The following is an 11,254-nucleotide window of genomic DNA, read 5'->3' as shown; positions in this document are numbered from 1 at the left end:
AATGAAGCGATTTGAATTTAAACTGCAGCCGCTGCTGAATTACAGAGAATATCTGGAACGGATTGCCCAGCAGAATACAGCCCGGGCAAACATGGCGGTTAAAGCGTGTGAGGAGCAAATCACCCATTTAAAACAGACCTATGATCAAAAAGCAAAAAAGATTGATGCCCTGGTGACAAAAGGGGTGGGTGCGTCTGAATTCAGGCAGCACCATTATTATCTGGATATGGTTGAAAGCAGGATAAAAGAGGAAACATCAAGAAAAATTGAATTAGACAAAGGCCTCAAAGAAAAATTATTGGAATTAAAGAAAAAAAGTGTGGATAAAAAGGTAATGGAGCTTTACCGTGAACGATTGAAAACTGAATACACTCAGGATGTTATGAAAATAGAACAAAAAGAATTAGATGAAATTTCATTCATAAAAACAGCAAGGACTCGATCCGATGAAATATGACAAAAAGACCCTTGTGGTTTTGGCTGCCTGCCTGCTGGGGGCGGCGTGTTTCAGTATTTTTTATCCAACCGATGCGGCCCGGGTGATCAGTGGTAGCACGGCCTTTGCAGAGGAAGATAACCCCCAGGGAAATGAACCGGCTCCAAACGGGGACGGATCGACTGGGGAACAGCCATGCCCTGAATGTCCGGAGTGTCCTGACCCTGCCAAGGTGGTTTTGCGGGGCCTTGAAGACAAACGCATCATGATCGAAAAACAGCAAAAAATTCAATTACAGGAAAAAAAAGAACTTGAAATATATGAAGAACAGATTGATGAAAAACTTGAACGTCTGAAAAACTTAAAACAGCAAATTGAATCGGACCTGGCAGCTCTTACGAAAACGAAAACCCTGAAAGAGCAGGAAAAAGAAGCGGCATATGAGGCCAAGATCGGTAGACTTGTCAAAATGTATGCCGGTATGAAACCTAAAAATGCCGCCCAGATTGTTGACAAAATGAACATTGAGGTCGCCCAGGAAATTTTTTTAAGAATGCGGGAGGCATCCGCCGCCCAGATTTTGGCCTTTGTGGACAGTGAAAGAGCAGCTAAAATAAGTGAACGCCTTGCCTTCAAAAAAAAATAATGCGCATCTGCCCCTCCCCCGATTTTTTCCTTTTCCCATGATATGGTAAAATTTTCCCATGCGGATTGATTCGTTGGGAAATAACTTCCAAAAGCCCATCAAATAACCAGAAGCTTTTATTTTAAAAAAACATAACCAATTGAAATCAAATCCGAATCCTTTGCTATCAAGTCCATGGCATGATCATTGCTTTTCTATTTGGCCACAAAGAAAATTATGGATAGGGGGGAGTATGAATTTTACGGTCGCAGACGTTGGTTGTTCGCTTCTAAGCAGGGTTCAACCGGATGATTCCAGGGGAATCCTGTTAGATCGTCAGGGTGCGGATTCGCGAAAGCAGATGGGGGATGAACGGTTCATCGAAATGCTTGAGAAAGCTGAGGCGCTGGGAGAAGAATCGCGGTTTTGTCCCCCGCTTAATCCGGCCACAGATGCATATGATAAACAGAGCAATCGACTGTCAGAAGAATTGAGCCGGGAAAAAGGGGTTGGGTTTGTGTCTGCATTGAAAAACATTTTATTAACGGCCTCTGGTGGAAATTTAAGCAATATTTCAATAGATGCCCAGGGGCTTGATACACTGAAAAAATTGTTGCTGAAAGCCGGGTTTGCCCAGACGGATATCAATGACCTCATCACCGACATTTCCGGGGAATTGGCAGCCGGGGACCTGACGTTGGATGTGCTTTTTGATAAGCTGTTTGAGCTTTCCCTTGAAGAATTGTCCCCTTCCGGGACCGGGCAGGAAAATTATCTGGAATCCTCTGCCATTCCATTTATAGAATCCATCCTCAGTTCACTGGGCATCCCCCGGGAAAGAATTCAGGAGATCCTGGTTGAAGCAGACAAAGGGCATAACGGCATCAGCCTTGATAGCGTTATCAAACATCTTCAATCCCTTCAGAAACAGTCGTTTTATACCCAGCATCAGTATCAAACCCCGGAAGGGGATGATACGTTCAGGCTGGTGGCCAGGCAACTGGGTATAGAACAGGGTGGATCCGGGATATCCCCCCTCACACTTGATGACGTCGTTCGTTCTCTGGAAAACCTGCGAGAAAAGATATCCCAGCAGCAACCGATGGCTGAAGGGAAAAATCATAACGATCAAAAGCCCATTGCCAATGAAAAATCCCTGGACCTTGTGAATGCTCTATTTAAAGGATTGAAAATAGAGAACAAAACAGCAGATACAAGTCTAAAATTCAGGGTCAAAGAAATGGAAAGCCTGCTGGATGGAAAGAAAAGTGAAACCAACGACATGGTCAGGCAAATCAAACCTGCCGGCAAACCATTTTCTGATCACAGCCAGATGTCACCGGTGGAGACAAAACCAGCGGCTTCCCCTTCTGGTAAAGAAAAATCAACATCATCTTTTAAAAATTTGCCGACCTATGTGACTCACCAGGTGGGGAAAAGCCTTGTCAGGGCACTCAATCAGGGTGAGAGTACCTTAAGGATTCAATTAAAGCCCCGGGAACTGGGACGGCTTGTGATGACCATCGACAACACCGGAAACAGCCTGAAGGTCAATATCATGACGGAAAATCCGGTAGCAAAGGACCTTTTAACATCAAATGTAAATGAACTTCGGACTGTCCTTACAACTTCCGGTGTGACTCTTGAACGGTTTGATGTTGATATGAACAGTGATTTCAGGCAATCCATGGCAGATGCCGGGAATCAGGCCGGAAATTCCGGCAGGCGGTATCGAAACAAAAAAAAAATAGCGTTTGACGCTGTGAATGGTGAAGGCGTGAATGGGCCCGCCGGCCTTCTTGATGCCTTCAGCCAGGATGGCGCACTTCATTGTGTCGCATGAAAGGAGATAACCATGTCCATCATATCCTCGGGAAATAGTTCGCTGGATACCATTTCCAATGCCTATCAATCCACTGAGCAGGAAAAAGCCCAAAAAGATGACGTCCTTGGAATGGATAGTTTTCTAACCATGCTGGTGGCCCAGCTTCAGAATCAGGATCCCTTAAATCCAATGGAAGGATCGGATTTTTCAGCCCAGCTGGCCCAGTTTTCTCAACTTGAACAATTGATTAACCTGAATGACACCCTGGAAACGGTTGCCACATCTTCGAACCAGCCGACGGAAGGGGACTTTTTGAACTATATTGGGAAACAGGTTACGGGCAAAGTTGATACCATGACGGTGGATGAAGGAACGGTGTCCAGCGGGTTTTATACACTTTCCCAACCGGCAGATGTCATGATTGCCGTCACAGATACGGATGGGCATACCATCAAAACCCTCTATGACGGGCAGCAGAATGCCGGTTCGCACATGATTTCATGGGATGGCACGAATACTGCCGGTGAAGCGGTTACGGACGGATCCTACACCTATAGTGTCATGGCCAACACCGGCCATGGGTATGTTAACGTGCCGTCAACGGTCACCGGAACAGTCGACGGGATTACCTATACGGATGGAAAACCTTACCTGTTTGTCCAGGGGGTTCTGCTTGACCCCGACGCATTGACTGCTGTGGTTGATACCGGGGTGGGCATTGGATCCGGGTCAGTGGATTCTGCTTTAAGCTATCTGGGCAAAACCGTCAGTTCCACTTCCCCCATTGTCCTGGTTGAAGAGGGCGGTGTTTCGGGAACAGCATTAACCTTCAACCTGGAGGATCAGGCGGATATCACCCTGACCGTGTATGATGCCTTTAATGAAAAGGTCAAGACCATATCATTGGCTGCCAATGATACGGTTGAAGGAGAAAATATGGTTCCGTGGGATGGGGGCAGCGATTCCGGATATAAGACGTCCGACGGGGTATATTATTATACGGTAAAAGCAGACTCCGGATTTGTACGAACACCCGTATCTGAAGAAGTTTCAGGCATTAAAGTCATGAATGGGTCGCAATATCTTGTATTGAAGGATACCGGAAGACTGGTTGCCCCATCGTCGGTTATTGGAATTAATTAACCGTTCAGCATCAATTCGCATACGGATCAACTCTGTTGAGTTTAAATAAATAGGAGAGAGATTATGTCTTTATCAAGTTCACTTTTTACCGGTACCAGCGGTTTGAAAAATATGGGAAACGCATTACAGGTGGTGGGTAATAATATTTCCAATTTAAATACCGTTGGGTTTAAAAAAGGAAGGTCCATTTTTGCCGATACCCTGTATGAGAGTCTGGCGACCCAGGCGGGTACGGGACAGGTGGGACGGGGCATGTCCATCGGCGACGTGACCCAGAATTTTGGGCAGGGATCGTTCGAGTCCACCGGTAACACCACGGACCTCTCCATTGGTGGAGATGGCTTCTTCATCATGCGTCAGTCAAATTCTGAAAATAAGCTGTATTCCCGGGCAGGTAATTTCTTTTTTGATAAGACAGGACAATTGGTCAATCCAGAAGGATACATTGTCCAGGGGTGGGATCTGGATGAAGAAACGTCGGAGGATATGGGCGCCATAAAAGACCTTGTGTTAAATGCCTTTACCAGTCCGCCTAAAAAAAGTTCCAGTATGACGGTGATAACCAATCTGGATGCGGATACGGAAAGAAATGCAGTGGTGCTGTCCAACAATTGGGACAGCAGTGCTGAGACCTATATGGAGGCAAATAATTATGAGTATCAGACCGTTACAAAAGTGTATGATGCCTTGGGAAGTGCCCATGATATTACCTTGTTTTATGATAAAAAGTCAGGAACCGAGTGGGAATATACGGTCACCTGTAATCCTGAAGAGGATAACCGAAATTCTGTCCAGGGGACGGACAGTAAGGGGTTGTTAGCAAGGGGAACCATCACCTTCAACCAGAGCAGCGGAGATATCCTTAACTTAACAATGAGTGAATTCACCGGACGGCTTGGGAATTTCCAAGCCAATGGGCTGAATACAACGGAAAATATTCATTACCAGATTGTTAACCATGACGAAATGCCGCTGGATGGATATGGGTTTGAGTTTGTGTTTGATGGGTCGTCATGGGATTTTGTGGATGTCAATCAGGATGGTATCATCGATGCCGGTGAAAAACCGGAAAATTATGCCAATGCCACCATTGTGTATTCCGATAACCAGGAAATTCATATAGTGATGAACCAGGAAGTTCCTACTCAGATAGATCCGGATATTAAAATAAAACTTGATCAGCCGCCTGTGGTAACAGATGTGTTTGGGTTTGATATTAATGGAAAAAATAATCTTCATGTACAGAATATTTCCGGAACTCAATATTATGGGGATACGGCAAATGATAATACAACCCTGGAAATTAATGACCCCAGTGTGATAACCCATGATGCCAACGATTTGGCCATGGTATGGAATCCCAATGCCGGTGGGACGGGAAAGTGGTCCTGGAGCAATCCAACAATTGCAGAGGCCGCTGGTACGCTGGTATCCGGCATAACACTGGATGGAACATCGGTTACCCCAGCGGCCACAACGGTTATTAACAATGCTGAAGACCTGATCATGGTGGCAACGGACATACAACTGCGGTTTGATGGGACGTCTGCCTGGGATTGGAATGATGCCATAAAAGAAGAAGATTTTATCAGTACCTATAACTTTGTGCCATCAAATGACCCGTCTCTGAAGATTACAAATCCGGGAGCCGAGGGGGCTATGGCCACAACCCTCTCACCGACATTGGTTTGGACGGGAACCGAATGGACGCTGCCATCAGGGCTGTACACGGATACCATCGGCAATGCAACCCTGACCATTGATACGGCAAACAGCAATTCCATGGGCGTGGCGTTTGACATTTTTTTTAACGATATCACCGCTGCCACAACCGCACGATATACCTTTGGGTCCGCCTTGACAAGTGATGCCGGACAATCCCTTTCCTTTGCAATGGATCCAACACCGCCCCGGGAGTATGCGGATGCAACACTTATCACATCCGGCACGATCCCCACGAATGGATTTGCTCTTGATTTTGATGGAGATAATACCAGGGATATCACCTTCGATCCGGCAGCCGGGGGCACGTTGAATGGGGGGTCTAAATTCGTTTTTAGTGTGAACCCGGATGTGCCGCCCACAGGGTATGGGAATGCCACATTAAGGGGCGATCAAGATGAAGTGATCATTGATCTTGACGGATCGGGGAATGAGGCAGACAATGAAGATATTCGATTTGTATTTGAGGATTCCCTGAGATTTGGCAGCAACACTCATCCGTATAACGATAGAAGTAAAATCGATTTTGATATCGTCGGCTCTACTGCATGGACTGAGATTTCTACCAGTGATATCGAAAAGACCGGATATTTCAGCTTTACAACTGATTTTCTGGAGGGGGAATTCGGCACCACTGAAAATAAAATCGCCCTTGATCTGGGAGCCGCTTATAAGGGAACTAATTTTGTAAATAATTCATTGTCAACAACACAGTACTCAAAGTCTTCATCAACCGTATTTCAAGATTCTGACGGGTATTCAGCCAGCGATCTCCAGAGTGTAGACGTCGCATCTGACGGCATCCTCACCGGTATTTATTCCAATGGAGAGTTGATTCCGCTGTTTCGTGTGGGCCTTGCCAAATTTTTAAATAATTATGGCCTGTCCAATCAAGGGGGCAACCTGTTCAGTGAAACCCGGGACAGTGGCAATGCCATCACAAACATACCCGGTGAAAATGGGTTGGGCACCATTGCACCCAACTCCCTTGAACTCTCAAATGTGGATATTTCCGAAGAGTTTGTTTCGCTTATCACCAACCAGAGAGGATTTGAGGCCAACTCAAAAACCATTACAACCGTTGATGCAATGATGCAGACGGTCATTCAAATGAAACGGTAACCACGGGATTCACCAGCAGTTGTCTTTCAACGGGAACAAAGCGGTGCACGCTTTGTTCCCGTTGTCATATTTATGACGGTTTGGCCTGTCACTTGACGGTTTTTTTTGTTTGACCCTGTTATTACATCTAAAGCCCCCCACTCTTTTTAAGCCCCCTTGAAAAAATAAAATACTTTGCAAATTGGAAACGATTTATTTATCCTTGTGGTTAAGGTGTCTGTGGTCACAGAAATACGGGGAAATATGAAAACAGAACACGCTTGGCACAAGGATTGCTTTTCAAGGTATCAAACATGTTGAATCATTAAAAAACCCTCAACAGACAAGGGACTCTTTACCATAAAAATAAATCTAAAAAAGAGATTCAAATCTCCCAAAGTAATGATCATGGCAGCATCCCTGGTCCTGTTGATCGGTCTTACCAGTGGAACCTGGCACGTCTTTTTTAACGACATGGCCCAAGGGGTGCCAAAAGTTAATGAGATCCTTTCCAACCCGGGAAATCCTCAAGCCATATTGACCCATGAAGCGGAGAGTGTATTTGAAGATGTGATTGATCTTGACCCGTTTGATCATCTCCCCCTCAGGCCCGGTTCAACAATGAGCCGGGTCAGCATGAACCTGTCCCTGGAATTAATCGACATCCGGTTCAAGGAGCCGGTGAATGCAATGGCGGACCGGATCAGGGAAATTATTTCAGGGCAGGTACAACAGATGACCTGGCTTTCGTTGAGAACCCCGGAAGGAAAAATCATGTTCAAGTATATGGTACTCAAACGGATTAATTCGCTTTTTCCCAAGGCCACGGTTAGAAATATTTATTTTACATTCTTTATAATGCAGTGATGAACTTATGAGTGAAATATTATCCCAGGAAGAGGTTGACAGTCTATTAGACGGGCTGGATTCAGGTGATGTGGAAACCGAAACAGATGTTGCCTCGCCACCATTGGTTGAGGGGGTTGTTACCTATGATTTTACCAGTCAGGATAAGGTTGTCCGGGCAAGAATGCCCACCTTTGATGTTATAAACGAAAGACTTTCCAGGGAAGTTCGGGCTACATTTTCTTCGTTGCTTCAAACCAACGTCGATGTCAGTGCCAGTCCGTTTGATACATTGAAATTTTCTGAATTTGTAAGGAGTTTGCCGGTCCCCACAAGTTTGCATGTTTTCCGGATGGAGCCCTTAAGGGGACATGGGCTGATTGTGTTTGAAAGTCAGCTTGTTTACAATCTGATCGATACGTTTTTCGGTGGTGAAGCCCTTGGCAAAGCCCGGGTAGAGGGACGGGAATTTACCTCCATCGAAGAAGTGATGATTAAAAAGTCGGTTGTGGCAGTCCTTAAAAATATTGAATCGTCCTGGGCGCCCATTGAGCCCATCAAAACCTCCCTGATCCGGTCGGAAATGAATCCCCAGTTTGCCGCCATTGCTTTGCCCACGGATTTTGTGCTGGTTACCCGGTTCGAGATTGAGCTTGAACAGTCCGCAGGTAACCTTATTGTCTGTTATCCGTATTCCATGATTGAACCCATTCGAAACAAATTGTCCTCAGGGGTTCAGGCTGAAGTTGAAGAAATTGATACAAACTGGCGCCGAATGATCCGGGAAGTTATCCTGGAATCTCAGATTGATCTCAGGATTCAATTGGGCAAAACTGAAATTACGGGGGAACGGTTGATCTATTTGCAAAAGGGCGATGTCATTCAGCTGGATAATGATGCTGATGAACCACTCGTCTGTTATGTGGACGGGTTAAAAAAACTCACGGGATATGCGGGGGTTCAACGAGGGCTTCAGGCGTTTAAGGTGAAAGATATAATATCAACAGATTTTGAGAGATAAACATGACAGAAGAAACAGAGACCACAGGCAGTGAAGAGACAATTGAACGCGGAGAAAGGGAACTGGATTTTATTCTTGATATCCCTTTGGAGCTTTCTGTTGAACTTGGCAAGACAAAAATGCTGGTGAACGATCTATTGCAACTGGGGCAGGGGTCCATTATCGAGTTAAACAAACTCGCAGGGGAGCCACTGGAAGTTTATATCAATAAGAAATTGATTGCCCGGGGAGAGGTGGTGGTGGTGAATGAAAAATTCGGTGTGAGGCTTACAGATGTTATCACGCCCGTTGACAGGGTCAAGTCCCTGGCATCAGAAGCATGAATACCTCTTCCGAGATATGGGTGGCCTTTGCCAGAACGTTTTCCATGCTGTTTCTGGTTCTGGCGGTGGCGCTGATTGCCGTTTACCTGATGAAGAAAATGGCCACATCAAAAGGGACAAAAGGGGGAAAGCAATTTATTAAAGTCCTTGCGGTGCATCACCTTTCTCCCAAAGAAAAACTGGTGCTGCTGGATGTTCTGGGAGACATTCTTCTGGTCGGTGTTACCCCGGCAGCGATTTCTAAACTATCCTCCTTTGACCGGGAGATGGACCTGCCAAGCGATGTGGCTGAATCCGGGTTTAAATTTTCGGATTTTTTAACTCAAAAATTAGGCCATTCATTTCACCATAAGGCATCCGGTGTGCTGGAAAAAAAGGAAGGCGAATGAATATTCGAAGAATTTGCCTGATTTTTTTTCTGGTATTATGGGCAAGCGGGGCCGCCCATGCTGTGACGTTTCCCATTCCTTCTCTGCAATTGAATCTTGATACCGCTAAAACACCTGAAGAGGTTGCCGTAGTCCTGGAAATTATTGCCCTGCTGACGGTTTTGGCCCTGGCCCCGGCCATTTTAATTTTAATGACCCCTTTTACCCGGCTGATCGTTGTGTTTCATTTTTTGCGCCAGGCCATTGGCACACAGTCAAGCCCCCCCAACCAGGTGATCGTGGGACTGGCATTGTTCATGACTTTTTTTATCATCAAACCCGTGGCCCAGGATATTTATCAGCAGTCCTTAAATCCTTATCTGGAACGGCAGATAAGTTATGACGAAGCATTTGAATCGGCCCAAGTGCCGATTCGAAAATTCCTGCTGCTCAATACAAGGGAAAGTGATATTGCTCTTTTTGTGCGCGGGGCGGATATGAAAAAGCCTGAAACCCGGGAGGATGTGTCCTTATTGGTTCTGATCCCGGCCTATGTGATCAGTGAGCTGAAGACGGCGTTTATCATTGGATTTGTTCTGTACATCCCGTTTCTTGTGATTGACATGGTGGTGGCTTCGGTCCTTCTGGCCATGGGCATGATGATGCTTCCCCCGGTCATGATTTCATTGCCGTTTAAACTCATGCTGTTTGTCCTGGTAGATGGATGGCATTTGATATCCAGTTCCCTGTTAAAAAGTTTTGGAGTGTAATCATGACACCTGAATTTATTGTTGAATTTGCCACCCAGGCCATTACGCTGACCATATATCTTTCCATGCCCATGCTGGGTCTCGGCCTCATCGTCGGACTCATGGTCAGTATCTTTCAAGCGGTCACCCAGATTCAGGAAATGACCCTGACCTTTGTCCCCAAAATTATTGCCGTTTTTTTAGGGCTTTTATTTGCAGCGCCCTGGATGCTGGAGAAAATCACCATTTTTACCACCCGTATATTTGAAAATATTCCCATGTATATCCGGTAACCCGCATCGCCCATGGATATCCTCAATGTCATCGATCCCATGGAGTTCAGAACGTATCTGCTGGTTTTGTTACGGGTCAGTATCCTTTTTTTCATGTTTCCTGTTTTTTCTTCAAATGTTTTTCCCAATACCCTTAAAATGGGGTTTGCCATGGTGGTCTCCCTGCTGTTTTATTCCGTGGTAGCCGTGGATGTGGGGCGGTTTCCCATGAGTGCTGCGGCAACCGGACTGTTGATTCTTGCTGAAGGCCTGGTCGGGATGACAATGGGGCTGTGTCTGCGAATGTTTTTTGGCGCGGTGCAGTTGGCAGGACAGATCATTGGATTTCAAATGGGATTTTCCATGATCAATGTTCTGGACCCCCAAACCGGATCAAACGTGTCCATTATGGATCAGCTGGGGTACTGGGTCTGCCTGTTGGTTTTTCTTTCCGTAAATGGTCATCATATTATGTTTCTGGCAGTGATTGAAAGTTTTAAACTGGTCCCCATCGGGTTTTTTATGCTGCATGACGCCCTGATGGCAAAATATATCGATCTGGGGGCTCAGATCTTTTTCCTGGCCCTGAAAATCGGTGCACCAGTGATTGCCTCATTGGCATTTGTCAGTGTCGGATTTGGGTTGATGGCGAAATTCTCACCCCAGATGAATGTGATGATTGTGGCCTTCCCGTTAAAGATAGTGGCCGGACTGGTTCTTTTTGGTTTGACACTCCAGATCATTGCCATTCTGACTAAAAATTATGTGACTGATTTTAAAGGGTTATTGATGCAGTTGCTTTTCTTTGCAGGTGGGGGATAAG

12 protein-coding genes are annotated in these 11,254 nt (G+C 45.7%); all 12 read left to right on the top strand.

The window, feature by feature from the left end; all coding sequences use genetic code 11:
- The first annotated feature begins 1 nt into the window (after window position 1).
- Window positions 2-457 carry a flagellar export protein FliJ gene (gene fliJ / locus Q1Q15_RS02850; protein ID WP_300456381.1) on the top strand — a complete coding sequence of 152 codons (456 nt, stop codon included), beginning with the start codon at window positions 2-4 and terminating at the stop codon, window positions 455-457.
- Complete coding sequence (locus Q1Q15_RS02845) at window positions 447-1,082, top strand: hypothetical protein (RefSeq protein ID WP_300456378.1); 636 nt, start codon at window positions 447-449, stop codon at window positions 1,080-1,082. Before fliJ ends, Q1Q15_RS02845 begins: the two co-directional genes overlap by 11 nt.
- A gap of 232 nt (window positions 1,083-1,314) precedes the next feature.
- Complete coding sequence (locus tag Q1Q15_RS02840) at window positions 1,315-2,904, top strand: flagellar hook-length control protein FliK (protein ID WP_300456375.1); 1,590 nt, start codon at window positions 1,315-1,317, stop codon at window positions 2,902-2,904.
- A 12-nt stretch (window positions 2,905-2,916) separates the two neighbouring features.
- Entirely contained in the window at window positions 2,917-4,029 is a 1,113-nt protein-coding gene (locus tag Q1Q15_RS02835) for a FlgD immunoglobulin-like domain containing protein (RefSeq protein ID WP_300456372.1), read from the top strand.
- Window positions 4,030-4,092: 63 nt separating this feature from the next.
- Window positions 4,093-6,873: a flagellar hook-basal body complex protein gene (locus Q1Q15_RS02830; protein ID WP_300456370.1), complete on the top strand. Its 2,781-nt coding sequence runs from the start codon at window positions 4,093-4,095 to the stop codon at window positions 6,871-6,873.
- Between the two features lie 387 nt (window positions 6,874-7,260).
- Window positions 7,261-7,719, top strand: coding sequence for a flagellar basal body-associated FliL family protein (locus tag Q1Q15_RS02825; RefSeq protein ID WP_300456367.1), 459 nt, complete (start codon window positions 7,261-7,263; stop codon window positions 7,717-7,719).
- Between the two features lie 7 nt (window positions 7,720-7,726).
- Window positions 7,727-8,719: a flagellar motor switch protein FliM gene (gene fliM / locus Q1Q15_RS02820; RefSeq protein ID WP_300456364.1), complete on the top strand. Its 993-nt coding sequence runs from the start codon at window positions 7,727-7,729 to the stop codon at window positions 8,717-8,719.
- 2 nt (window positions 8,720-8,721) lie between these two features.
- Entirely contained in the window at window positions 8,722-9,042 is a 321-nt protein-coding gene (gene fliN, locus Q1Q15_RS02815) for a flagellar motor switch protein FliN (RefSeq protein ID WP_300456361.1), read from the top strand.
- Window positions 9,039-9,431 carry a flagellar biosynthetic protein FliO gene (gene fliO / locus Q1Q15_RS02810; RefSeq protein ID WP_300456358.1) on the top strand — a complete coding sequence of 131 codons (393 nt, stop codon included), beginning with the start codon at window positions 9,039-9,041 and terminating at the stop codon, window positions 9,429-9,431. The genes fliN and fliO overlap by 4 nt, the downstream gene beginning before the upstream one ends.
- On the top strand, window positions 9,428-10,180 hold the full coding sequence (gene fliP, locus Q1Q15_RS02805) for a flagellar type III secretion system pore protein FliP (protein WP_300456355.1): 753 nt from the start codon (window positions 9,428-9,430) through the stop codon (window positions 10,178-10,180). Before fliO ends, fliP begins: the two co-directional genes overlap by 4 nt.
- A gap of 2 nt (window positions 10,181-10,182) precedes the next feature.
- Window positions 10,183-10,452 (top strand): flagellar biosynthesis protein FliQ, encoded by a 270-nt coding sequence (fliQ, locus tag Q1Q15_RS02800; protein WP_300456352.1) that lies wholly within the window; start codon window positions 10,183-10,185, stop codon window positions 10,450-10,452.
- 12 nt (window positions 10,453-10,464) lie between these two features.
- The gene (gene fliR, locus Q1Q15_RS02795; protein ID WP_300456349.1) at window positions 10,465-11,253 is read left to right on the top strand and encodes a flagellar biosynthetic protein FliR; all 789 of its coding nucleotides are present in this window, start codon (window positions 10,465-10,467) and stop codon (window positions 11,251-11,253) included.
- Window position 11,254: the final 1 nt, after the last annotated feature.

This window comes from Desulfobacula sp. (genome assembly GCF_030145145.1).
Classification (GTDB): Bacteria; Desulfobacterota; Desulfobacteria; order Desulfobacterales; family Desulfobacteraceae; genus Desulfobacula.
This window is presented reverse-complemented; position numbering and strand designations above follow the sequence as displayed.

Coding starts and splice junctions, on each gene's coding strand:
- fliJ (WP_300456381.1), top strand. CDS start 2: ATGAAGCGATTTGAATTTAAACTGCAGCCGCTGCTGAATTACAGAGAA.
- Q1Q15_RS02845 (WP_300456378.1), top strand. CDS start 447: ATGAAATATGACAAAAAGACCCTTGTGGTTTTGGCTGCCTGCCTGCTG.
- Q1Q15_RS02840 (WP_300456375.1), top strand. CDS start 1,315: ATGAATTTTACGGTCGCAGACGTTGGTTGTTCGCTTCTAAGCAGGGTT.
- Q1Q15_RS02835 (WP_300456372.1), top strand. CDS start 2,917: ATGTCCATCATATCCTCGGGAAATAGTTCGCTGGATACCATTTCCAAT.
- Q1Q15_RS02830 (WP_300456370.1), top strand. CDS start 4,093: ATGTCTTTATCAAGTTCACTTTTTACCGGTACCAGCGGTTTGAAAAAT.
- Q1Q15_RS02825 (WP_300456367.1), top strand. CDS start 7,261: ATGGCAGCATCCCTGGTCCTGTTGATCGGTCTTACCAGTGGAACCTGG.
- fliM (WP_300456364.1), top strand. CDS start 7,727: ATGAGTGAAATATTATCCCAGGAAGAGGTTGACAGTCTATTAGACGGG.
- fliN (WP_300456361.1), top strand. CDS start 8,722: ATGACAGAAGAAACAGAGACCACAGGCAGTGAAGAGACAATTGAACGC.
- fliO (WP_300456358.1), top strand. CDS start 9,039: ATGAATACCTCTTCCGAGATATGGGTGGCCTTTGCCAGAACGTTTTCC.
- fliP (WP_300456355.1), top strand. CDS start 9,428: ATGAATATTCGAAGAATTTGCCTGATTTTTTTTCTGGTATTATGGGCA.
- fliQ (WP_300456352.1), top strand. CDS start 10,183: ATGACACCTGAATTTATTGTTGAATTTGCCACCCAGGCCATTACGCTG.
- fliR (WP_300456349.1), top strand. CDS start 10,465: ATGGATATCCTCAATGTCATCGATCCCATGGAGTTCAGAACGTATCTG.